This window comes from Streptomyces sp. RK9 (assembly GCF_045070545.1).
Lineage (GTDB): Bacteria > Actinomycetota > Actinomycetes > Streptomycetales > Streptomycetaceae > Streptomyces > Streptomyces alboflavus.
Genome location: NZ_CP173703.1, coordinates 722507 through 744921, shown reverse-complemented (window position 1 = coordinate 744921; position 22415 = coordinate 722507). Strand labels below are relative to the sequence as shown.

23 protein-coding genes are annotated in these 22415 nt (G+C 73.0%); 9 read left to right on the top strand and 14 right to left on the bottom strand.

The genetic code is table 11. The annotated features are described in order from the left end of the window. Nucleotides 1–216: 216 nt before the first annotated feature. Nucleotides 217–2184, bottom strand: coding sequence for an ATP-binding cassette domain-containing protein (locus AB6L24_RS03185; RefSeq protein WP_405657014.1), 1968 nt, complete (start codon nucleotides 2182–2184; stop codon nucleotides 217–219). A 734-nt stretch (nucleotides 2185–2918) separates the two neighbouring features. Between AB6L24_RS03185 and AB6L24_RS03180 the strand changes: the two genes are divergently transcribed. Both AB6L24_RS03180 and AB6L24_RS03175 read left to right on the top strand, forming a co-directional pair. After that, nucleotides 2919–3734, top strand: coding sequence for an alpha/beta fold hydrolase (locus AB6L24_RS03180; RefSeq protein WP_405651843.1), 816 nt, complete (start codon nucleotides 2919–2921; stop codon nucleotides 3732–3734). Between the two features lie 68 nt (nucleotides 3735–3802). Beyond that, nucleotides 3803–4441 (top strand): TOPRIM nucleotidyl transferase/hydrolase domain-containing protein, encoded by a 639-nt coding sequence (locus AB6L24_RS03175; RefSeq protein WP_405651841.1) that lies wholly within the window; start codon nucleotides 3803–3805, stop codon nucleotides 4439–4441. On the opposite strand, the gene AB6L24_RS03170 is transcribed toward AB6L24_RS03175, so the two are convergent. Further along, a complete protein-coding gene (locus AB6L24_RS03170) occupies nucleotides 4416–5468 on the bottom strand; it encodes a LuxR C-terminal-related transcriptional regulator (RefSeq protein WP_405651839.1) in 1053 nt (350 codons plus the stop codon). The two genes, AB6L24_RS03175 and AB6L24_RS03170, sit on opposite strands and share 26 nt — an antisense overlap. A 179-nt stretch (nucleotides 5469–5647) precedes the next feature. Here AB6L24_RS03170 and AB6L24_RS03165 point away from each other — a divergent pair, with 179 nt between their 5' ends. From AB6L24_RS03165 to AB6L24_RS03155, 3 genes are all read left to right on the top strand, one after another. Continuing rightward, nucleotides 5648–6169, top strand: coding sequence for a cupin domain-containing protein (locus tag AB6L24_RS03165; RefSeq protein WP_405651837.1), 522 nt, complete (start codon nucleotides 5648–5650; stop codon nucleotides 6167–6169). Then, nucleotides 6166–6534, top strand: coding sequence for a nuclear transport factor 2 family protein (locus AB6L24_RS03160; RefSeq protein WP_405651835.1), 369 nt, complete (start codon nucleotides 6166–6168; stop codon nucleotides 6532–6534). Before AB6L24_RS03165 ends, AB6L24_RS03160 begins: the two co-directional genes overlap by 4 nt. 196 nt (nucleotides 6535–6730) lie before the next feature. After that, nucleotides 6731–6916, top strand: a complete 186-nt coding sequence (locus AB6L24_RS03155; protein WP_405651833.1) for a hypothetical protein — start codon at nucleotides 6731–6733, stop codon at nucleotides 6914–6916. A gap of 95 nt (nucleotides 6917–7011) precedes the next feature. On the opposite strand, the gene AB6L24_RS03150 is transcribed toward AB6L24_RS03155, so the two are convergent. Next, a complete protein-coding gene (locus tag AB6L24_RS03150) occupies nucleotides 7012–7905 on the bottom strand; it encodes a LysR family transcriptional regulator (RefSeq protein ID WP_405651830.1) in 894 nt (297 codons plus the stop codon). 152 nt (nucleotides 7906–8057) lie between these two features. Between AB6L24_RS03150 and AB6L24_RS03145 the strand changes: the two genes are divergently transcribed. From AB6L24_RS03145 to AB6L24_RS03130, 4 genes are all read left to right on the top strand, one after another. Further along, on the top strand, nucleotides 8058–8435 hold the full coding sequence (locus AB6L24_RS03145; RefSeq protein ID WP_405651827.1) for a hypothetical protein: 378 nt from the start codon (nucleotides 8058–8060) through the stop codon (nucleotides 8433–8435). Between the two features lie 116 nt (nucleotides 8436–8551). After that, entirely contained in the window at nucleotides 8552–9436 is an 885-nt protein-coding gene (locus AB6L24_RS03140; protein WP_405651824.1) for an NAD(P)H-binding protein, read from the top strand. Nucleotides 9437–9529: 93 nt separating this feature from the next. Then, nucleotides 9530–9964 (top strand): VOC family protein, encoded by a 435-nt coding sequence (locus AB6L24_RS03135; protein WP_405651822.1) that lies wholly within the window; start codon nucleotides 9530–9532, stop codon nucleotides 9962–9964. A 135-nt stretch (nucleotides 9965–10099) separates the two neighbouring features. Then, entirely contained in the window at nucleotides 10100–10789 is a 690-nt protein-coding gene (locus AB6L24_RS03130) for a phosphatase PAP2 family protein (RefSeq protein WP_405651819.1), read from the top strand. Between the two features lie 7 nt (nucleotides 10790–10796). Here the strand turns inward: AB6L24_RS03130 and AB6L24_RS03125 are convergent, their stop codons facing one another. Genes AB6L24_RS03125 through AB6L24_RS03075 form a run of 11 tightly spaced genes read right to left on the bottom strand, consistent with a single transcriptional unit; the run spans nucleotide 10797 to nucleotide 22403 of the window. Continuing rightward, nucleotides 10797–12122, bottom strand: a complete 1326-nt coding sequence (locus AB6L24_RS03125; RefSeq protein ID WP_405651817.1) for a glutamate-1-semialdehyde 2,1-aminomutase — start codon at nucleotides 12120–12122, stop codon at nucleotides 10797–10799. Between the two features lie 7 nt (nucleotides 12123–12129). After that, nucleotides 12130–12681: a dTDP-4-dehydrorhamnose 3,5-epimerase family protein gene (locus AB6L24_RS03120; RefSeq protein ID WP_405651815.1), complete on the bottom strand. Its 552-nt coding sequence runs from the start codon at nucleotides 12679–12681 to the stop codon at nucleotides 12130–12132. Next, entirely contained in the window at nucleotides 12678–13916 is a 1239-nt protein-coding gene (locus AB6L24_RS03115; protein WP_405651813.1) for a polysaccharide pyruvyl transferase family protein, read from the bottom strand. The genes AB6L24_RS03120 and AB6L24_RS03115 overlap by 4 nt, the downstream gene beginning before the upstream one ends. Further along, nucleotides 13913–14860 (bottom strand): glycosyltransferase family 2 protein, encoded by a 948-nt coding sequence (locus AB6L24_RS03110; protein ID WP_380844225.1) that lies wholly within the window; start codon nucleotides 14858–14860, stop codon nucleotides 13913–13915. The genes AB6L24_RS03115 and AB6L24_RS03110 overlap by 4 nt, the downstream gene beginning before the upstream one ends. Then, a complete protein-coding gene (locus tag AB6L24_RS03105) occupies nucleotides 14857–16140 on the bottom strand; it encodes a hypothetical protein (protein WP_405651810.1) in 1284 nt (427 codons plus the stop codon). Before AB6L24_RS03105 ends, AB6L24_RS03110 begins: the two co-directional genes overlap by 4 nt. Next, complete coding sequence (locus tag AB6L24_RS03100; RefSeq protein WP_405651807.1) at nucleotides 16137–17411, bottom strand: DUF4910 domain-containing protein; 1275 nt, start codon at nucleotides 17409–17411, stop codon at nucleotides 16137–16139. Before AB6L24_RS03100 ends, AB6L24_RS03105 begins: the two co-directional genes overlap by 4 nt. Next, the gene (locus tag AB6L24_RS03095) at nucleotides 17408–18433 is read right to left on the bottom strand and encodes an NAD-dependent epimerase/dehydratase family protein (protein WP_405651804.1); all 1026 of its coding nucleotides are present in this window, start codon (nucleotides 18431–18433) and stop codon (nucleotides 17408–17410) included. The genes AB6L24_RS03100 and AB6L24_RS03095 overlap by 4 nt, the downstream gene beginning before the upstream one ends. Before the next feature lie 3 nt (nucleotides 18434–18436). After that, on the bottom strand, nucleotides 18437–19087 hold the full coding sequence (locus tag AB6L24_RS03090) for a PIG-L deacetylase family protein (RefSeq protein ID WP_405651802.1): 651 nt from the start codon (nucleotides 19085–19087) through the stop codon (nucleotides 18437–18439). Then, complete coding sequence (locus AB6L24_RS03085) at nucleotides 19084–19878, bottom strand: glucose-1-phosphate cytidylyltransferase (RefSeq protein WP_405651800.1); 795 nt, start codon at nucleotides 19876–19878, stop codon at nucleotides 19084–19086. Before AB6L24_RS03085 ends, AB6L24_RS03090 begins: the two co-directional genes overlap by 4 nt. Continuing rightward, a complete protein-coding gene (locus tag AB6L24_RS03080; RefSeq protein WP_405651798.1) occupies nucleotides 19875–21125 on the bottom strand; it encodes a methyltransferase domain-containing protein in 1251 nt (416 codons plus the stop codon). The genes AB6L24_RS03085 and AB6L24_RS03080 overlap by 4 nt, the downstream gene beginning before the upstream one ends. After that, a complete protein-coding gene (locus AB6L24_RS03075) occupies nucleotides 21126–22403 on the bottom strand; it encodes a glycosyltransferase (protein WP_405651795.1) in 1278 nt (425 codons plus the stop codon). Between the last annotated feature and the right edge of the window lie 12 nt (nucleotides 22404–22415).

The following is a 22415-nucleotide window of genomic DNA, read 5'->3' as shown; positions in this document are numbered from 1 at the left end:
GGGAGGGGCCGGTGCCCGTGACCCGGCGTCCGGCGGTGGCCGCGACCGGGAGGGCGGGATGACCGTGACCGGGAGTGCGACCGTCCCCCCGACCGGGCCCGCCACGATGACCGCGACCGCGCCCCGGTCCGCCTGGCCGGACCACGCCCGGCCGGACCACGCCCGGCCGGGGCACCCCCTCGGGCACCCCGGCCGAGCCCGGCGTCGGGCGGCAGGTCAGGAGTTCTCCGTGACCGGCGGCGTGCCCGGTCGCGGGACCCCCGAGCGCGGCTGCGGAGCGTACTGGGCCGCCTGGGTCCGGAACATGGCCGCGTAGCGTCCGTCCGCCGCCATCAGTTCGGTGTGGCTGCCGGACTCCGCGAGGCGGCCTCGGTGCAGGACGTGGATGGTGTCGGCGTGCCGGACGCCGGACATGCGGTGGGTGACGAGGACGACGGCGCGCCGGGGTCCGGCGAGGCGGCGGATGCGGTCGAAGGCCTCGATCTCCGCCTCCGGGTCGAGCGCGGAGGTCGGCTCGTCGACGATGAGGAGGCCGTCGGCCGGGGAGGTCGCGGTGCGCCAGTGGGCGCGGGCCAGGCCCACCTTCTGCCACTCGCCGCCGCTGATCTCGGAGGCCCCGCGGAACATCCGGGCGAGCAGGGTCCGGGTGCCGTGCGGGAGCCCCGCGACGACCGGTGCCGCCGCCGCGTAGTCGAGCGACGCGCCCAACTGCTCGGTGGAGGGGGCCCGGTGGGGGCGGCCGAGGCGGACGTTCATCGCGGCGGTGACCGGCCACCGCTGGAAGTCCTGGGTGAGCAGCGTGACGCGCTCGAACACGTCGAAGCGGTCCAGCTCGCCGAGCGGCAGGCCGCCCCACCGCACGCAGCCGTGCTGCGGCAGCAACAGACCCGCGAGGACCTTCATCAGGGTGGACTTGCCGGACCCGTTCTCGCCGACCACCGCGACCACCGAACCCATCGGCACGCGCAGCGTCACCCCGTCGAGCGCGGGCTCGTCCCGGTCGGGATAGCGGTAGCCGACGTCCTCCATGGTCACCGCCTCGACGGACGCGGGCACGCACCGGCCGCCCCCGGGGATGGCGTGCCGGGCGGCCTCCTCCAGGAACCGTTCGTGGTCGCGCACGTACAGGCTCTCCTCGTGCAGCTGGTTCACGTTCATCACGAGCGAGCCGAGGCTCGCCGAGCCCGAGCGCACCGCGATCACCGCCGTTCCGGCCACCGCGAGCTCCATGTGCCCGGCCACGATCAGCCAGAGCATCACCGCGTACGTACTGGCCATGGCCAGACCCGAAAGGGCGGCCGCCACCAGCTCCGTGAGCGCCTTGCCGTCGGCGAGTCGGCGCTGCTCGGTCTCGGCGCTCTCGGCCATGCCCCGGTAGCGGTCGAGCAGGAAGGGTCCGACGCGGTGCAGACGCACCTCCTGCGCGGCCGTGCGCTCGGTGAGGAGATTGCCCAACAGCCTGCTGGCGCGCAGGTGTTCCACCCACGTCATCACCGACGCGTACCGCTCCTGCGCCACCCGCATCGCGCCCCACCCGCGCGGAGCCGCGATCAGCAACAGCAGCGGAAGCAGCGCCGGGTGGAGCACCGCGAGCACACCGGCCGTCGCGATCAGGCTGATCGTGCCGTTCAGCGCGGCGACGCAGGCGCCGATCATGCGCCGGGCCGACGAAGCCCCCTGCTGGGCCACGTCGATGAGCCGCCGGAACTCCGGGTCCTCGATCGCCTCCAACTCCACCTGCGTGGCGGCCTCCAGGTACTCCGTGGTCGCCACCCGCTCCACCAGCGGCTCCAGGCGCCCGGCCCGCGACGTCGACCAGCCCGCGAAGACGGCCCTCGCCACCGCGACCGCGGCGACCACGGCGAGGGCGGGCAGCGCGGCGCGCAGCCGGTCCACCGGATCGCCCGCCCCGAGCAGCGCGTGCATCACGGCGTTCACGGCGAGCAGGCTGCCCGCGGCGGCGACGCCCTGCCCGAACTCGCTGATCCCCACGCCGAGGAGCGAGGACCTGTCGGCCCGCCACGCCCGCCGCAGCGTGGCCCGCACCAGGCGGGGCAGCGCGCGGATCGCGGTGACCATCGTCAGGTCGAACCGCGCCCGCTCGTGCTCGGACCAGCCCATGTCGTACCGCAGCGGCCCGCCGAACAACTCCTCCTCGGCCCGGGACACCACCGGATCGGCCATGCGTACGCGTCCGAAGAACCGCTTCACGCCGCACCACCCCGCTCGGGCGCCGGGGCGGTGAACTCCTCGTCGAGGGCCGTGTTCATGCCCACCACCTCGGTTGCGGTCGTGCCGCGCGGACGGCGCCGCGGGAGCCGTCAACCTGATGCGCGGGGCGCGTCTCGTGGGGCCGGGGATTGTCGAACACGCAAGGGCAGGCGGCAGGTGTGGGAAGGGTATGCACGAGCTCTCCTCGGGAGCGGGGGCTTGGAAGTGTCCGGAGAACGTGCCTGATCAGCCGTGCGTCACGCCGGTGGACGGACGAATCGTCGCCAGAATGTTCGAGGGGGCGGCGATGGGCGTGCGCCGCCTCGGGGAGCGCGGAATCGAACCACTCGTGCGTGGCCGTTCACTCGTCAGGGGTATTGCCCGCCCTGCCGGGGTGTCGAGCGCGCGGGCACGCGCAGCTGTGCCCCCGGGGGTGCACCAAGAGGCACGTCTCGCGCGCCGGACCCGTGATAGTTGTTGTGCTCTCCGGCGGGGCGGATCGAGGGCAAGTCGACGTCTCCCGGGGCGAATTCGGACGGCATCGCATGAGGGCCGTTCCGCCTCGACACCCCGCCTGACCGGGAATCATCTCGTAGGAGGACATGGTGAGCCGCCGGAAGACAGGGGCAGCTCTCGCGCTGGGGCTCTGCTGCGCCGTGGCCAGTGCGGGGTTGGTCGGCTGCGGCGATTCGAAGGGGGACGCGAAGGTGACGGCGTCGGCCTCGGGACCCACGTCGCATTCCGGGAAGGACCGGCTCACCGGAATCAAGAAGATCACCGCCGACGGCCATCTGGTGAATGTCTCCTGCTCCGGAAGCCCGGTGGAGAACCGGCCCGTCGTCGTCCTGCTGCACGGCGGGGGCGACGACCTCACGAAAATGTCCGACCTGCAGCGAAGGATCGCCGAGAAGGGCCGGGTCTGTGCCTACGACCGGCTCGGCGCGGGCGACAGCGAGCGCCCCGACGGCCGCCAGGACTTCGACGGCGTCGGCAGGACGCTGACCGCCGTCCTCGACGAGGTCGCCGGGGACGAGCCCGTCGTCCTGGCCGGGCATTCCATGGGCGGGCTGCTCGCGGCCCGGTACGCCCCCGACCACCCGGACCGGGTCCGGGGCCTGGTCCTGCTCGACGCCACCTCACCCACCGCCGTCGCCGACCTCAAGAAGCGGATCCCCGCCTCCGCCACCGGCCCCGCGGCCGACGTGCGCGCCCAGACCCTCGCGATCTACGCGGGGAAGAACCCCGAACAGCTCGTCTTCACCGATCAGGACGTCCGCTCCGCCGGTGCCATCCCCGTACGGCTGCTCCAGCACGGCAAGCGCTACCTCACGAGCGTGCCCACGTACGGGCCGGGCCTCGAGGAGGACTGGACGAAGGGGCAGAAGGAGTGGCAGGCGGTGTCCAGGAACAGCGAACGGAGCACCGCGCGGGGCAGCGGGCACTACATCTACGTCGACGAGCCGCAGGTCGCCGTCGAGGCGATCGAGCGCGTCGCCGCGCGGGCCGCGGAGCAGGACGACTGACGTGCCGGTGCCGCGGCGTGCGCGGAAAATCCTTACCCTCGTGGCCGGAAACAGCGCAGACTCCTCCCATGGCTGACATGGGGTCCTTCCAGGAAGCGGTCACCGCGTGGGCGGCCGGTGGTCCCGGCGACCCCGCGCGGGAGCTGGCCGAGCGCCTCGCCGTCCGGACGGTCGTCCTGCTCGAAGGGCCGAGCGACGCCGAAGCGGTCGGCGCGCTGGCCTCGCGGCGCGGCCGGGACCTGGCGGCCGAGGGGGTCTGCGTCCTGTCGATGGGCGGTGCGATGAGCATCGGGCGCTTCGCCGGTCTGCTCGGGCCACCCGGCCTGGGCCTGCGCCTCACCGGGCTGTGCGACGAGGCCGAGCGCGGTTACTACGTACGTGGCCTGGAGCGGGCCGACGCGGCGCAGGAAGAGATCTTCGTCTGCGCGGCGGACCTGGAGGACGAGCTGATCCGCGCCCTCGGCGTGCCGCGGGTCGAGGAGCTGGTCGAGGCGGAGGGCGACCTGCGCGCCCTGCAGACCTTCCAGCGCCAGCCCGCACAGCAGGGACGCACCCCGCACCAGCAGGTGCGGCGCTTCCTCGGCACGAAGAAGGGCCGCAAGATCCGCTACGGCCGCGTCCTCGTCGAGGCCCTCGAACCGGACCGCGTCCCCGCCCCGCTGGACGCTCTCCTCGCCGGCCTCAGGCCTCCGGGCGCCCCGGTGTGAACACCCGCGTGACCAGCTCCCGACGGCTGCGCACCCCGGTCTTGGCGAAGATCGACTTCAGATGACCCTGGACGGTGTGCGGCGAGATGAACAGGCGCGTGGCGATCTCGCCCGTCCCGCAGCCCTGCAGGACCAGGCCGATCAGCTCGCGCTCGCGCGGGGTGAGGCCGTACGCGGCGGACAGCAGCGACGTGACGGACGGGGCCGTGGCGGACTGCAGGATGACGGCGATCCTGCCCGGTCCGCCGCCGGACGCCGGTGAGGCGTGCAGCTCGACCCAGCCGCCCGACTCGCCCCGGACCCGGACACTCGCGTCGGCGGCGGCACCGCGGGCGTGCTCGGCGACCATCAGGAGCGCGTACGGCAGCGGTTCGTCGCCGGGCGAGCCGCGAAAGCCCAGCTCGCCGAGCCAGTGCCGGGCCGGTCCTGTCGCCGACTCGACCCGCCGGTCCGCGTCGAACAGGAGGAGCCCGGGCCACAGCCCCGCCCCGGCGCCGCAGCTCCTGCCCCGCACCACCGCGCCCCGGAAGCCGCCGCCGAGCACCGCGGCCAGGTCGTGGGCGAAGTCCTGCTCGTCCTCGGTGAAGTCGGCCGGAGTCTCGCGGAAGAACGCGAAGTTGCCCCAGCAGGTGCCGTCCACGACGCAGGACGCGCGCAGTTCGCCGCTGACGCTGTGGGGGCGCAGGAGTTCGCGGTAGCGCAGGCTCCGCTCCGGGTGGCCGCCGGTGGCCGTGCTGAGGACGCCGCTGTGGCGGTCGGCCCGCGCGAGCGCGACGAACGAGTTGAAGTCGTCGGGCAGATACGCGAGGGCCGCGACCTCGGCGTCCGGGGCCTTCGGCATGTTCTCCAGATGGAAACCCGTCTCGATGAGGGTCGCCGGATCCATGGTGTGCCAGCAGGCCGCGTCGTGCGGCAGCGCCGTCGCGAGCAGCGCGGACGCCTCGTCGAGGAACGCCGGCAGATCGAGGTGCGCGCCGGTGAGCCGTGCCACCCGCTCGTAGGCACGCGCCCGGGTGCTGTGGTTCACATCACTCATCGTGGCACAGACGGGCCCTAGGCAGAACACCAGAAAAGTGGCATAGGCAGCGGACCCCCACGCCTCTAGCGTCGTGAGCAGGAAGTTCTCGGGGGAGAGCAGTTCTCGGGGATTCGGGGATACGGAGAGCAGTTCTCGGGGGAGACGGGGGCACGCAATGAGGAGGCGCGATGACCGCGATCAGTGAAGTGGCGACGGGGGTCCGCCACGTCCGCTCCGGAGAAGGCCGGTCGCTGTGGGTGGTGGGGGACACCTACACCATCAAGGCGGGCGGCGACTCGACGAACGGCGCGTTCGCGCTGCTCGAGGCGTCGGTCCCGCCCGGCGGCGGGCCGCCCCCGCATGTGCACGGCCGGGAGGACGAGGCCTTCTACCTGCTCGACGGCGAGCTGGAGGTCCTCGCCGGGCGGACGACGACGCGGGCGCGCGTGGGCGACTTCCTCTATCTGCCCCGGGGCATCGTGCACGGCTTCACCAACCCGGGCGTGACCCCGGCGCGCATGCTCATCCTCACCGCGCCCGCCGGGTTCGAGCGCTTCTTCGCCGAGGCGGGCGTACCCGCGCGGCCCGGCGAGCAGGCGCCCCCGCTCGACCCGTCCGACTTCGGCCGCCTCGCCGAGCTCACCCGGGCCTACGGCGCGCACATCGAGGGCCCCGCCGACGGTCCTCCCACCGCACAGGAGACGACATGACCACCACCGCCCCCACACCCGAAGCCCTCTTCGCGAAGATCGACGGGAAGGATCTGCACGGCGTCACCGCCCTGCTCGCCGAGGACGCCACGATGTCCTTCGGCAACGGCGAACCCCTCGTCGGACGTGCGGCCATCCTCGCCGCCAACACCGCGTTCATGGAGACCATCGCCGCACTGCGACACCGCATCGTCGACTCCTGGGTCATCGACGACACGACCATAGCCGTCACCGAAGTGACGTACACCCGCCTGGACACGAGGGAAGTGACGCTGCCCGCGGTGACGATCTGGCGCGTCCGCGAGGACGGGCTGATCGTGGAGTTCCGCGTGGTGCTGGACCTGGCGCCGGTGTACGCGCCCTGAGGGCGGCGGCCGGGCGGTCCTGTCGTAAAGGATTCTCGACGAGCTGGTCAACTCCCCCGTGAACGGCCGCGATCCGGGCAACCTCTTGCGGTGCGACTACGTGGGGGTGGGCGGCATGCGACAGGACGACGTGGAGCGGGGCGCGCGATGCGGGGCGGCCGACGCGAAGGACTTGACTCCGTGTGAAGGGTCTCTCGTGGCGGTGACCGTGCTCACCGCCGACGGCAGGGAGATGACCGGCTGTGTGGCGCACAGCGCGCGGCAGCTCGCCAGCCTGCCCCAGGCCAGGCTGCATCCGCTGTGCTGCCTGTCGCCGTGGGCCGTGGGGGTCTACGCGGCGGCGGCGACGCTGCCGCCGTTCGCGTGGGAGGTCGGGCGCTGAGGGTGGCGCGGCAGGGCATCATCGCGGGGCGCTGACGGCGGTGGCCCGGTAGGGCGTCACCCGGGGGAGGGGGCTGACGGCGGCCTGGCCGGAGTTCACCCGGACGCTCCCCGCACCGCCGCCGCCACGTGCTCGCGGAACCAACGGTGCCCCGGATCCGCCGAGTTGCGGGGGTGCCAGGCCATCCCGAGGTCAACGGGGTCCAGGTCGAGAGGGATGGGGAAGGTCCGCAGCCCGAGGGCGGAGGTCGGGTCGGGGAGCCAGCCGTCCAGGGTGAGAGTGACGAGGTCGGTGGCCCGGGCGAGGAGCATGGCGCTCGTGTGGCTGGGGACGACGACCGCGATGCGGCGGCGCAGGCCGCGTTCCGCCAGGGCGTGGTCGATGGGGCCGAGGCGCTTGCCGTGCCGGGAGATGCCGATGTGGTCGGCGGCGGCGAAACGACGGGCGTCGATCCGCTTCCGGAACAGGGGATGGCCGCTGCGGGCGACCCCCACCAGCGGCCGCCGGACGAGGCTCTGGGTGCGGATCTCCGGGTCCAGGTGCCCGAGGACGCCGAGCTCGACGTCCAGCGTGCCCTCCCGCAGCGCGGGGTCGCCCTCCAGCGCCTCGGGCAGGAAGACCACGTCCACGTCCGGCGCCCGGTCGCGGACCCGCTCGGTCAGGGGGCCGGCGAGTTGCGCCAGGAGCAGGTCGGTGGCCTGCACGGTGAAGGTGCGCTGCAGATGGACGGCCTCGAACCCGGCCCCCGGCCGCAGCACGTTGTCGCAGCCCCGCAGCAACGCGCCGACCTCGTCGCGGAGTTCGACGGCCCGGGGCGTGGGGACCAGGCCCTGCCCCGCCCGGACCAGGAGCGGATCGCCGACGGCGCGACGGAGCCGGGCCAGGGCGCGGCTGGTGGCAGCGGGGGAGGTGCCGAGCCGCTCGGCGGCGCGCGTCACGCTGTTCTCCTGGAGCAGGGCGTCCAGGACGCGCAGCAGATTGAGATCCATGGATCGCTCCTGAGCTGCATCTTTGCGTACGAGTCAATAATTGAATGCTGATTCTTGCATTGCAGGGCAGCCCGTGCCCTCGGGAGGGTGGACGCAGGCCCACGAGAGCGCGGGCCGCCCCCCTCGCAAGCGCGTTGTGCAAGGAGTCAGTCATGCAGGTGTCCTCACGGGCCGGTCGCGAGGGCGACGTCCTGGCCGTGGTCTGCCAGAGCGGGCCGTCGGTGTCGTTCTTCGACGCCGCGTCCGACCGGTGCCTCGGCTCGGTCGAAACCCTCGCCCAGTCGCACGAGTTGTGCTTCGACCCGCAGCGGCGACTGCTGTGGTGCACGATGACGTACCGCTCGGGCTTCTACTACGCGAACACCGGCCGTCGCACAGAGCTGACCGTCATCGACCCCGACACCCGCCGTGTCGTCGAGGTCGTCGAGATCGTCGACCTGGAGACCCTGCGGCCCCTGACGCGGCTGCGGCACCGGGCGTTCGGCGACGCGGGGGCGCACGGTCTGGCGTACATCCCGCGTCGGGCGTGAGGCACAGCCCGCGCCCGTCCGCGCCCCACCTGGCGCACCCGCCCCACCCTGGACGGCGTCCGGAGCCGTGCCCCGCACCCACACACCGTCACCCAAGAACCCGGAAAGGCCCCACCATGATCGTCATCACCGCCCCCACCAGCACCATCGGCCGTCAGCTCGTCGACGACCTGCTCGACCGCGGGGCGCCGCTGCGCCTCGTCGCCCGCGACCCCTCGCGGCTCGCCCCCGAGGTGCGTGCACGCGTCGAGGTGATCGAGGGCTCGCACGGCGACGCCGACGTCGTCGACCGGGCGTGCGCGGGCGCCGACGCGGTCTTCTGGCTCGCTCCGGACGACGGGGGCGCGCCCAGCGCCGAGACCGTCTACGTCGACTTCACCCGCCCCGCCGCCGAGGCGTTCGCCCGCCACGGCGTGCGGCGGGTGGTGGCGATCACCGCGCTCGGCCGCGGCACGCCGCAGGTCGACCACGCGGGCCTGGTCACGTCGTCGCTCGCGATGTGCGACCTGATCGCCGCATCGGGCGTCGCCCTCCGGGCCGTGGCCTGCCCGTCGTTCATGCACAACCTGCTGCACCACGTCGGCTCGATCAACGAGCAGGACGCGTTCTTCATGATGATCGACCCGGATCTGAAGGCTCCCACCGTCGCCACTGGCGACATCGCCGCGACCGCCGCGAAGCTGCTGCTCGACGACACCTGGCGCGGCTCCGGCCAGGTCGCCGTCCTCGGCCCCGAGGACCTGTCGCCCACCGACATGGCGCGGATCGTCTCCGAGGTGATCGGCAGGGAGATCCACTACCGGCAGGTCCCCGGCCCGGCCTTCAAGGCGCGCATGACCGGCTTCGGCATGACCGACGCGATGGCGCAGGGCATGGTGGACATGTTCGAGGCCAAGAACCGCGGCCTCGACAACGCCGAGCCGCGCACCACGGAATCCACCACCCCGACCACGTTCCGGCAGTGGTGCGAGGAGGTGCTCAAGCCCGCCCTGTCCAACTGAACGACCGCGCCCGGGCATTGGCGTACCAGGACGTCGCCGGTCGCGACGGACACCGGCAGCGGGTCACCGTGGCCCCCTTGCTATGGTGCGCCGATGTCAACGATCAGGAAGCTCCAAGTGACCTTCGACTGCGCCGAACCCGAGCGCGTCGCCCGCTTCTGGTGCGAGGTGCTCGGGTACGTCGCGCCGCCGCCTCCAGAGGGGTTCGCCACGTGGGACGCGTACAACCAGTCCCTGCCTGCTGAGAAGCGGGACTCCTGGTTCACCTGCAGCGATCCCTCGGGCGTCGGCCCGCGCCTGTACTTCCAGCGCGTCCCCGAGGGCAAGGTCGCCAAGAACCGGGTGCACGTCGATGTGCGGGCGGGCATCGGGCTCGTGGGGGAGGAGCGCCTGGCCACCCTGGAGGCGGAGTGCGCGCGCCTGGTCGCGCTCGGGGCGGTGCGCGTGCGTCTGCTGGCCGCCGATGAGGAGAACGAGTCGTGCATCGTGATGCAGGATGTCGAGGGCAACGAGTTCTGCCTCGACTGAACGCCCTTCGAACGTAAGATTGTTCGGACGGGCCGGGCAGTCTCCAAGAGCGCCTGAAGCAGAGGGACGCAGACGGACTCAGAGGGACGCCGAGGGACGCCGAGGGACGCCGAGGGAAGAGGAAGGCGCTGATCGATGACTGCCCACCGGTCGGGACCCGCGGTGCTGCCCCCGTCTCTGCGTCCGTGGCTCGGTCCGGTCGCGGTCCTGGCCGCGCTGGTGGTCGTCACGATCGGCGTCCTGTACGCCGGGCACGGCGCGTCCGGCGCGGTCGACAGATGGATCATCGATCCCACGGCGGACAGCGTCCGGTCGCCGTGGCGGAACGTCGGCCTGGCCATCGACTTCTGGGGGGAGCCCGCCGGGGCGGCGCTCCTCGTCGTGGCCGCCGTGACGGGCGGTCTGCTCCTTCGCCACCCGCGCGCGGCGGTGCTCGTCGTGGTCGGCCCCGGCCTGACCGTGGCGACCACGACGCTGCTCAAGCACCTGGTGGGACGCACCATCCACGGCGCCGACAACCTGTCCTACCCGAGCGGGCACACCGGCTTCCTCACCGCGCTCGCCCTCGCTCTCGCGCTGCTCGCGACCGGCCTGCGGGGCCTCGGCGGGACGACCGGCACGCTCCTCGTGCTGGGCGCGGCGCTGGGCGCGGGCGCCGCCATGGGCTGGGCGCAGGTCGCCCTGGTGGCGCACTACCCGACCGACGTCCTCGGCGGGTGGTGCACCGCGCTGGTGGTGGTACCCGCGACCGCGTGGCTGGTCGACCGGACGGCCGACCGACTGGAGGGCCGGCCGGCCGACGCGGATCAGCGGGCGCGCAGCTGACGCCCCCTCACGCCAGGCGGCGGAACACCGGCTTCACCGGCCGTCCGCCCACCCAGGGGGTGGGGTCCCCGGCGTCGAGCGCCTTGCGGTACACCGCACACGCCTGGGCCACCACGTCGACGGTGTGGTCGATGTCGGCGTCGTCGAGCGCGCTGCTCACCACGAACGACGGGGCGAGGACCCCGCCCGCGAGGAGCCGGCGCAGGAACAGCGTGCGGTACTCCTGCGACGGCCGCCGTTGCGCGTCGAGGGTGGCGAAGACCAGGTTGCTGGCCCGGCCCCGGACGACGACGTGGTCGGCGACGCCCATGGCGGCCGCGGCGTCACGGACACCGGCGGCCAGCCGCTCGCCGAGGGCGTGCAGGCGCGCGGTGACGCCCTCCTCGACGTAGACGGTCTGCACGGCCATCGCCGCGGCAAGGGAGTGCGTCTCCGCGCCGTGCGTGGTGGACAGCAGGAACACCCGCTCGTCGGCGTGACGCAGGCCGCCCCGCTCCATCAGCTCGCGGCGCCCGGCGAGCGCGGAGACGGCGAACCCGTTGCCCAGCGCCTTGCCGAACGTGGAGAGGTCGGGCACGACGCCGTACAGGCCCTGCGCGCCCGCCTCGGACCAGCGGAAGCCGGTGATCATCTCGTCGAAGACCAGGACGCAGCCGTGCCGGTCGGCCAACTCGCGCAGTCCGGCGAGATATCCGGGCGGAGGCTCCGTGTGCGAGGCCGGTTCGAGGATGAGGCAGGCCACCTCGCCCTCGTACCGGGTCAGGAGCTCCTCCGTGGCGGCCAGGTCCCCGTACGGGAACGTCACGGTCAGCTCGTTGGTCTGTGCCGGAATGCCCGCGGACATCGGCGTCGTACCGATGAACCAGTCGTCGACGGAGAAGAACGGCTGGTCGCCGCAGAGGGCGACCCGCGGGCGCCCGGTGACGGCGCGCGCGAGGCGCACCGCCGCGGTGGTGGCGTCGGAGCCGTTCTTCGCGAACTTCACCATCTCGGCGGTCGGCACGGTGGCCAGGAAGCGCTCCGCGGCCTCGACCTCCACGAGGGAGGGCCGCACGAAGTTGCTGCCGCGGTCGAGCTCGCGCCGCACCGCTTCGAGCACACGGGGGTGGGCGTGGCCGAGGCTGACGGACCGCAGTCCCGAGCCGTACTCGATGTAGCGGTTGCCGTCGACGTCCCACACGTGGGCGCCCTGACCGTGGCTGATGACCGGGGCCAGGCCCTCGGGGTACTGGTCGTCGCCCTTGGCGTACGTGTGCGCGCCTCCGGGAACCAGGGCGTGCAGCCGCTCGTTCGCCTGCCGCGACCGGGGCAGTCGGAACTCTTCGGTGTCCAAGCGGACTTCACCCTTCCATTCGCTTCAGGACCTCGGCGAGGCTCGGTGCCTCGCGGTCCCGCTGGGATGTCGATGTGACCGGCAGCGGCCAGGGGACGGCCAGCTCCGGGTCGTCGAACGCGATCGTCACGTCCTCCGTGGGATCGTGCGGCCGGTCGATCCGGTACGACGTGTCGGCGGTCTCGGTCAGCGCCTGGAAGCCGTGCGCGCACCCCGCAGGGATGTACAGGGACACCTGGGTGTCGCCGGACAGCTCGAAGGTGGCCACGTTGCGGTACGTCGGTGAGTCCGGCCGCAGGTCCACGACGACGTCGAAGACCTTCCCGTACGAGCACCGCACGAGCTTGGCCTCGCCCTCGCCGGAGCGCAGGTGCAGGCCGCGCAGCACGCCCCGGACCGAGCGGGACAGGCTGTCCTGGAGGAAGGCGTCGGGGTCCAGGCCCACGGAGCGCACGACGTCGGCGTCGAAGGTGCGGCAGAAGAAGCCGCGCTCGTCGGCGTACGGCGTCGGCTCGAAGAGGTACGCGCCGGTGATCGACGGGACTTCGGTCGCTTTCATGGTGTCTCCCGCAGTGCGTGGGCGTGGGCGGCCGCCGGGAACAGGGCCGCGGCCAGGGCGGTGAACTGGTGCTCCAGGCGCTCGGCGGCGGCCTCGTTGCGCTCGGCGAGGGTCCGCCGCAGCTCCGCCGATCGCCGCTCCAGGTCCCGGAACTGCTCCAGGAGCCGGTCGGCGTCGACCTCGCGGGCCGGGTGGCAGTACGCGCCGAGCCCCCGCTCCGCCATGAGCGTGTCGCTCTTGGCCGCGTAGCTGAGCGCGAGCGTCGGCACGCCGACCTTCAGCGCGCAGATCAGGTTGTGGTAGCGGGTCGCCACCACGGCGTCGGCGGCCGCCATCTCCTTCATGAGGTCGGCGAGCGAGGCCGCCTTGGCCGCGGTGACCAGCGGCGAGTCCACCGCGTCGAGGATCGCGGCGACCACCGCTCCGTCGCACTCGTCGCCGGTGACGAGACGGACCGGCCTGCCGTCCTCGACCAGCGCACGGACGAAGCGCGTCTTCCCGTCGAGGTAGCGCCGGTGGATCTCCTCGGCCCGGGCGCGGTCGTCGTTGCCGCCGTGGAAGTCCATGACGCCGACGCACACCGGGCCGCCGCCGGACGCACCCGAAGGCGCGCTCACCGATGGTGTCGGCAGGGCGAACGCGAGGTCCGGGTAGACCTCGTCGCGCGCGGTGTCCACGCCCATCTCCCGCATCGCGTCGCGGGACGGGGCGTCCCGGTACGACCGGTACGCGGCGAGCCGTGCCGACCAGCGCACCAGGGCCCGGGTCGGCCGGTCGCCGATCGCGGCGGCGCCGACACCGACCAGCGCGACCCGCGTGCGGAGCAGCCGCCCGGACGCGCAGAGCAGGAACAGCGCGTACGGGAAGCCCCAGGGCCGCAGCGGCAGCGTGGCCTCCAGGACGCCCATGCCCGGCACGATCACCACGTCGTGCCGGCGCACCCAGGCGGCGGTGCGGAAGACGTCGACGAGCTTGCCGATGCCCTTCCCCGCGATCGACCCGGCCCGGGAGGCGGTCCGGTACTCCCCGCGGTACCAGTGCAGCCGCGTCGCGGGGATCCCGTACCGGGCCGCGACGACCTCGGGCCCGCCGCACAGCGCGTCCACGACGGCCTCCGGGTGGTCGGCGCGGAGGTGGCCGAGGACGGCTTCGAGCGACCCGTCGTTGCCGAGGTTGCCGGAGCCGAGCAGGCCGAACACCCCGACGCGCACGGGGGTTCCGGGAACCTGTCTCACGCCTTCCGCCCCTCGCGTCCCGCGACGACGGCGTCGACGGAGACCGTGAGCCGGGCCGGGTCGACCGGCGCCCGGTCCTCGACCCGCTCGCCCGCGCCCGGCCTTGCCCTGCTGGTCGCCCACGCGGCCAGATGGCGGTAGCAGGCGCGCCGGTCGGCCGAGGACAGCGGCGCCCGCCTGATCGCCGAGACGAAGCCCCACACGTACTCGGCGAGCAGCCGGGGCGTCGGGTGCAGCGGGCCTGCCCTGCGCGGGTCCAGGTTGACGCACCGGGAGCGCTTGGAGGGGTTCGCCCGCTCGGCGCGGGTGGGGTGGTCGCGGCGGAAGTACATCAGCTCCGGCACCTGGTGGAACGCTCCGTGCAGGCCGATCTCGGCGACGAACGTGCGGTCCGCGTGGTGGTAGCTGTCGTGCGGCTTCACCCGGCGCAGGACGTCGGCCCGCATCACGCCGTAGAAGTCGTCGCCGCCGGGCTCGAACAGCATGCTGCGGAAGCGCACCGGCGCGCGCGGCGAGTCGGTGGCGAGCGTGTACGCGTAGGGGACCTTCACCCGCCCCTCCTCGTCGATGACCGCCTGGTCGGCGTGCGCGAGGATCACGTCGGGACGCTCGTCGAGCGCCTGCACACAGCGGCGCAGCAGGTCCCGGGCGTACAGGTCGTCGTGCGACGCCCACTTGAACAGCTCGCCGCGGCACTGCGTGAACACGTAGTTGTGGTTGGGCGCGGCGCCGATGTTCCGGGTCAGGCGCAGATAGCGGATGCGCGCGTCCTTCTCGGCGTACCGGCGGCAGATGTCCTGGGTCCCGTCGGTCGAGGCGTTGTCGGAGATGACCAGCTCGAAGTCCTCGTAGGTCTGGCCGAGCAGGGCGTCGAGCGCCTCGGCGAGGTACTCCTCGCCGTTGTACACGGGCAGGCCGATGCTCAGCCGGGGTTGGGCGGTCATGAAGTCCTCACTTCGGGGATGGGATTGCGGTGGTGCTCGCGCAGGGCGGAGCGCAGCTGCAGCCACCAGACGGCGGAGCTGCAGAGGGTCGCCGCGGCGACGCCCCAGGCCGAGCCGACCGCGCCGCCCGCGGCCGCCCCGCCGAGCCCGCCGCCGACGTAGGCGGCGGAGGCGAACAGTTGGGCGCGCAGACTGCGCCGGGCGGCGGCGAGCGCGCGCAGGCCTGCGGCGGCGCCGATGCCGAGGCCGGAGCCCGCGACCCCGAGCACGGCGGGCACGATGAGGTCGGACGCGGAGCCCCAGACGTCGCCGAGCGCGAGTTCCCCCGCCCGGTCCGGCACCAGGAGCAGCGCCACGCCCCAGAGCAGCGCGGCGGCGGCGAGGCCGCCGGACAGCAGGAGGCAGAACCTGGCCAGGCGGTGCGGGGCCTGCCGCAGCACCCGTGCCGCTTCGGGGACCGTGACGAGCGAGAGCCCCATCAGCAGGGCCAGGAACGGCCCGAGCAGCAGCTCGGCGCCCCTGACCACGCCCACCGCGCCGACCCCGACGATCGCGCCGAGCCCGTACGCCCGCAGCTGGGACGCACCGCTGACGCCGACGTTCTCGACCAGGTAGCGGGAGCCGAGGTCGCGCTGCTCGCGCAGCCACGCGCGCGCCCTGTCCGGCCGCGGCCGGATGCCGGACTGGAAGCAGCCGTACCCGGCGGCCACCGCGGCCGCCGCGCCCCAGGCGAGGACGAAGGCCTGCACGCTGCCGACGCGCGCGGCAAGGAGCAGGGCCGGGACCAGCGCGAGGGCACCCAGGAGGTCGTTGACGCAGGCCTTCTTCCCGGTGCCCGCGGCGAAGAACGAGTACCGCCAGGCGTCCTGCAGGAGCAGCCCCGGCAGCACCACGCCGAGGGCGGCGAACGCGGGCCCCACCCGGCCGCCGATGCCGAGGCCGACCACCAGGCACACCAGGCCGATGCCGCCGCCGACGCAGAGCGCGGTACCGGACGACCGGGCCGCCGCCGCCCGCCAGGACGCGTCCGGCACGCCGCTGAAGCGCACCACCAGCGGGTCGGTGGCGAGCCCTCGGGAGACGCTGAGCACCACGCCGTAGGTGACCCAGGCCAGGCTGAACACACCGAACGCGGTCAGCCCGAGCGAGCGGGCCACATAGATCCCCACCGCGAAGTTGGTCATGCTGCAGACCGCCTGGTCGGCCAGGCCCCAGGAGAGGCGGCCCGCCATGGCCCGCCCCGCGGTCCGCTTCTCCTTCTCGGTGGTCATCGGTGTCATGCCTTGATCAGTCCGGCGGTGCCGAGGGCGTCGGCCGCGACGACGACGGTGTCGAACGGCAGGCCCGCCCGCTCCGCGACGTCGAGCAGACTGTGCTCGCCGTCGGAGAGGCTGAGCACCCACAGCATGGCCATCTGCGCCTGCTGCGCGTCGCTGCGCCCGCCGAGGGACTCGTACAACCCCCGCCGCCCCAGCTGCGGTTCGCCGTAGGGGCTGAGGTTGACGTACCGCCGGTTGCGGTCCAGGACGGCGAACGCCTCGCGGCAGACGGCGAGGGTGTCCGCCATCGCCTCCGGGGAGACGAAGTCCGGGTTGTCCCCCGAGGTGTGGTACTCGGGGTAGCCCGCGTACGGGGTCCTGCTGAGCGAGCCCACGCCGAGGTTGAACCCGGGGGAGCAGTACTGCCGCTCGTCGTAGCCGTACGGAGTGAACTCCGTGACCCGGTGCGGGCGTTCGGAGGCGGTGAGGACATGCCTGAGGACCCGGTCGATCTCTGCGTCGCCGCGCCTGCTCCGCTTGTACGTCAGCTGCCCCGAGTCGCCCGCGCAGGCCAGCACGAGCCCGTGCTTGACCTGGTCGATCCGCTCCTGGTTGCGGGCCAGCCAGGTGATCGCCCCGATGGTGCCGGGAGCGTAGACGAACCGGTAGGTGTAGTACGGCGTCTCCTCCGCGAGTGCCCGGGCCAGGAACGTCGCCACCGCGATGCCGGCCAGGTTGTCGTTGGCCAGCGACGGGTGGCAGACGTGGCAGGAGACGATCACCTCGTCCGGGACCTGCCCGGGGACCACGTGCTCGGCGTAGGTGAGGTGGCCGTCCGCGAGCGTGGAGTCGACGCAGACCTCGTAGTCGCCGTCGGGCAGCGCGTCCAGGGTGTCCTGGGCCAGGCAGAAGCCCCACTGGGGCTTGTAGTAGCTGGTGCGGTACGGCACCAGGGCCGGCTGGTCCGGCAGGGTGTGCAGGTGTGCGCGCAGCTCGGACAGCGGCATCGTGCGCGCCACCGGCACGCTGTAGCCGAGCACGTGCAGGCTGGACGCCTGGAAGTCGACGACCCGGTTGCCGTCGCCGTCGGCGATGTACGCGTCGCGGATGTTCCACTCCTGCGGCACGGTCCAGTCGAGGACCTGCGTCCCGGTCGGCACCTCGTGCACCTGGAGCGGCACGTACTCGCCGACGATGTCCAGGGTGGCGCGCACACCGTCGCCGGTGATGCTCCGGCACAGCGGATAGAGCCGCTCCACCAGAGCGTGCATCTGCGCGCCCGCCGACGTCATCGGCTCCACCGCAGGGTGTCGTCGACGGCGCCCGCCTCCGATGCCGCGCGCAGCACGGCGAGACGCGTGAAGCGCTGCTCGAAGTCCTCCCGGGTCAGCCCGAACTTCTGGTAGGCCTCGGCGAGTTCGAGCGCGCCCCGCTTCACCGTCCACTCGCAGTCGAAGCCGGGGATCGCGTCCCGGAACCGGGAGAAGTCCACGCGGTAGGACCGCGGGTCGGCGCCGGTCTCCCCGGTGATCACCACCTTCGAGCCGGACACCGCCTCGGCGACCTGCTCGGCGATCTCGGCGACCGTGACGTTGTTGACCTCGCTGCCGATGTTGAACGCCCGGTCGTGCACCGCCTCGCGGGGCGCGCCGAGCGCCGCCGTGAAGGCCCGGGCGATGTCGACGGCGTGCACGAGCGGGCGCCACGGGGTGCCGTCGGACATCACCAGGACCTCGCCGGAAAGGAGCGCGTGGCCCACCAGGTTGTTCAGGACGATGTCGGCGCGCAGCCGGGGCGAGTAGCCGAAGGCGGTGGCGTTGCGCATGTACACCGGGCTGAAGTCGCCGTCGGCCAGCGCGTGCAGGTCGTCCTCGACGCGCACCTTGGACTCCGCGTACGGCGTCACCGGGCGCAGCGGCGCGTCCTCGGCGACCAGCTCGTCGCCGCCCGCGGCGCCGTAGACCGAGCAGGTGGACGCGTACAGGAAGCGCCGCACCCCGGCCTCGCGGGCGAGGCGGGCGAGGCGGACGGACGCGTGGTGGTTGATGTCGTAGGTGAGCTCCGGGGCGAGGGAGCCCAGCGGGTCGTTGGACAGCGCGGCCAGGTGGATCACGGCGTCCACCCCGGCCACGTGCTCGGCCGTGACGTCGCGCAGGTCCACCCCGGGGCCCGGCGGGTCCGCGGGGGCCGGGCCGAGGACGCAGTCGGCGAACAGGCCGGAGTCGAGGCCGACGACCTCGTGTCCGGCGGCCTTCAGGACCGGGGCCATGACGGTGCCCAGGTAGCCCTGGTGTCCGGTGAGCAGTACGCGCAAGTCTCAGTCCCCCAGATCGAGCGTGAGTTTGGTGACGGCGAACGCCTCGGCGTAGCGCGCGTGGCATTCGATGCCGCGGATCCGGGCGAGGCCGAGGAAGGCCTCCCGGTCGTACCAGGGCCGGTGCCGCTGCGAGGGGTAGTGCTCCTGCAGCAGCCGGACCTTCTGTTCGGCGACCTCCGGCGACAGCGGCTGGTACGCCGAGGGGCGGCCGAGGTCGCCGTCCCACTTGACGATCTCGTAGCCGAGGACCAGGTGGTCGCGGAACGCGGTGGTCATCAGCTTCGCCAGGCCGCGGTGGTCCTGGTGGGCGTCGTCGGTGCGCGGCGCGAGCACCAGGTCGGGCTCGGTCCGCGTGCGCAGTTCCTCGACCGCGGACTTGGCCTCCTCCCAGTGCGCGGGCATCCGGCCGTCCGGCAACTTCAGGACGGTCAGGTGCAGTTCGGCGTCCGGGCAGAAGGCGGCGAGCGCGGCCCGCTCCTCCTGCTCCCGCTCGCTGCCGCCGCCGGAGAGCACCAGCGCGTCGACGCGCAGACCGGGGCGCGCCAGGCACATCGCGAGGAGCGTGCCGCCCGCGCCGATGGCGATGTCGTCGCAGTGCGCGCCCACGGCAACGATCCGGTCCAGGCGGCGCCCGGCCCCGAGCCTGATCACGCGCTCACCCCCACGCCGTCCCGCTCCCACACGGCCCACGGGCGGTCGCCCCGGGCGTAGGCGCCGTCGAGCGCGGCGCGCTCCTTCACGGTGTCGGTCGGCTTCCAGAAGCCGCGGTGCTGGTGCGCCACCAGGCGGCCCTGCTTGGCCAGTCGGGCGCAGCCGTCGGCGACCAGGTCCCCGTTCTCCGGGATGTGGTCGAAGACCTCCTGGCGGAGCACGAAGTAGCCGCCGTTCTCCCACAGCGGCATGTCGCTCACCGCCGTGATGCCCCCCACCAGGCCGTCCTCGCCCAGCTCCACGCAGTGGAACGACGACTGCGGCGGCACCACCATCATCGACGCCCCCGCGTCACGCCGGGAGAACCGGTCGATCATCTCCGGCAGCGGGGCGTCGGTCAGCACGTCGGCGTAGTTGGCGAGGAACATCTCGTCGCCGTCCAGGTGGTGCCGCACCCGGCGCAGACGTTCCCCGATGGGCGACTCGATGCCGGTCTGCGCGAACGTGATCGTCCAGTCGGCTATGTCGGTGGAGAGCAGCTCGGTTCTGCCGCCGCGCAGCACGAAGTCGTTGGACGTCGTCTCCTCGTAGTGCAGGAAGAAGTCCTTGATGTGGTGCGCCCCGTACCCGAGGCACAGGATGAACTCCTTGTGCCCGAAGTGCGCGTAGTAGCGCATGACGTGCCAGATCAGCGGCCGCGGGCCGACCATCGCCATCGGCTTGGGCACGTCGTCCGCGGCACCGCTGCGCATCCGCATCCCGTAACCGCCGCAGAACAGGACGACCTTCATGCTGTTACCTCTTTCGCGGGCACCTCGACGATGCTCAGTTCCGGGATGGGGAAGACGAGGCGGCCGCCCCAGTCGTGCACGAAGGACAGCTGCTCGACGAGTTCGTCCCGCAGGTTCCACGGCAGGACGAGGACGTAGTCGGGCTTGTCGGCGGCGATCTGCTCGGGCGGCAGGATCGGGACGCGGGTGCCGGGGGTGAACCTGCCGTGCTTGTAGGGGTTGCGGTCGACCGTGTACGCGAGCAGGTCGGGCCGGACGCCGCAGTGGTTGAGCAGGGTGTTGCCCTTGCCGGGGGCGCCGTAGCCGACGACCGTCTCGCCGCGCTCGGCCGCCTCGATGAGGAACTTCAGGAGGTCCCTGCGCACCTTGGCGACGCGCGCGGAGAACTCCGTGTACCCGGACAACTCCTGGAGCCCGGCGGCCTTCTCCCGCGCGAGGACGTCCGCCACCCGCGGGGACGGCTCACCGGCCGCCTCGGCGGGCCGGGCCCACAGCCGGATGGAGCCGCCGTGCGTCGGCAGCAACTCGACGTCCACGAGGGTCAGTCCACCGCTCGCGAGGGCCCGGATCGCGGACGCGACCGTGTAGTACTGGAAGTGCTCGTGGTAGATCGTGTCGTACTGGTTCTCCTCGATCAGGGTCAGCAGGTGCTGCACCTCGATGGAGACCCAGCCGTCGTCGGCGACCAGGGCGCGCAGGCCCTGCGTGAACCCGACCACGTCGGGGATGTGCGCGTACACGTTGTTGGCCACGACCAGGTCCGCCGGGCCGTGCTCGGCGCGGACGGCCTTGCCGGTGTCCGGGCTCAGGAACTCCGTGAGCGTGGGCACGCCCTTCTCCCGCGCCGAGGCACCGACGTTCACCGACGGCTCGATGCCGAGGCAGCGGATGTCCCGGTCCACCACGTGCTTCAGGAGATACCCGTCGTTGCTCGCCACCTCGACCACGAAGGAGTCGGGCCCGAGCCCCACCCGCGCCGCCGCGTCGGTGACGTACCTGCGCGCGTGCTCCACCCAGGACGTCGAGAAGGACGAGAAGTACGCGTACTCCTTGAACGTCTCCTCCGGAGTGATCAGCGGCGGGATCTGCGCGAGCCAGCACTCGGTGCAGACCCGCAGGTGCAGCGGGTACGCCGGTTCGGGCCTGTCCAGCTGGTCCGCGGCGAGAAAGCTCTCGCACGGCGGCGTCGCCCCCAGGTCGACGACGCTCGCCAGCGCCTGTGAGCCGCAGAGTCGGCATCCTGTCATCTACTTCCCCCCACTTTCTCTGCCCGCGCGGGTGCCCCGCGGCGAGTCAGCGTTTCCGTTCCTTGCCGGCGGCGTGCCGTGCCCGCCGCCGTACCGCCCCGCGATCGCGGTGCGGTACCCCTCCTCCAGGCGCTCCAGACCGACGGCCGGGCTGAAGTTCCGTTCGTAACGGCGCCGGGCCGCCCGCCCCATCTCCCGGTTGAGGTCCCGCCCCGCCGTGATCCGGCGGATGTGGGACGCGAGCGAGGAGGCGTCGCCGGGCTCGTGGAGCAGCCCGGTCACCCCGTCCTCGACGAGCTCGACGAAGGCACCGTGACCGGCGGCGACGGCCGGGACCCCCGCCGCCATCGCCTCCGCCACGACCAGGCCGAACGTCTCCATCGCCATCGAAGGCGCCACCACGGCGACCGACCGCGCGACGGTCTCCCGGCACTCCTCGGGAGAGCGCAGGCCGAGATAGCGCACGTCGTCGCGCCCCTTCGCCCAGTCGGCCACCTGCCGCTCCAGCGGCCCCGCACCGGCGAGCACGAGCGGCACGCCCACTCCGCCGGACGCGGCGATCTCGTCCCACGCGGTCATGAGCAGCCCCACGCCCTTGGCCTCCGCGAGGCGGCCGAGGAAGAGCACATGCTCTCCGGGGCCTTCCCGGCGCGCGCCCGGGTCGGGCACGAAGTTGTGCTTCACCGCGAGCCGTTCGGCCGGCATGCCGGACCGCACCAGGACGTCGCGCTGAGCCGCGGAGATGCAGAAGAACCGCTCCACTCCCGACCACCACCGCCGCCGGTTCACCGCGAGGCTCACCGCGAGCGGCACCGTCGCGAGCCGCGAGTCGCGGTAGCAGCCGTGCCGGACGGCGGGCAGCGACACCTTCGAGCCGACGCACTCGGTGCACGCCCTGCCGTCCCGGTGCAGGGTGCCGGGCGGGCAGACCTGCGTGTAGTTGTGCAGGGTCGCGACGACGGGCACACCGGCGTCGGCGCAGGCCGCGATGACCGCGGGGGACAGGAGCGGGAAGACGTTGTGGACGTGCACCACGTCCGGCCGGTCGGCGCGCAGCCTGGCGGCGAGCTGCGAGCGCACCGCCGGGTTCCACGGCACGAGGAGCGGCACCGCGACCTTGCCGAGCAGGGACCGGGCGGCGATGTCGTCGCTGCGCCGCTCGAACACGTCGACCCGGTGGCCGGCCGCGCGCAGCAGTCCCGCCTCCTCGTCGACGACCCTGTTCTCCCCGCTCGGCTGCGCCGAGGAGTATCGGTTGTGCACTACCAGTACGCGCATGTCAGGCATGCT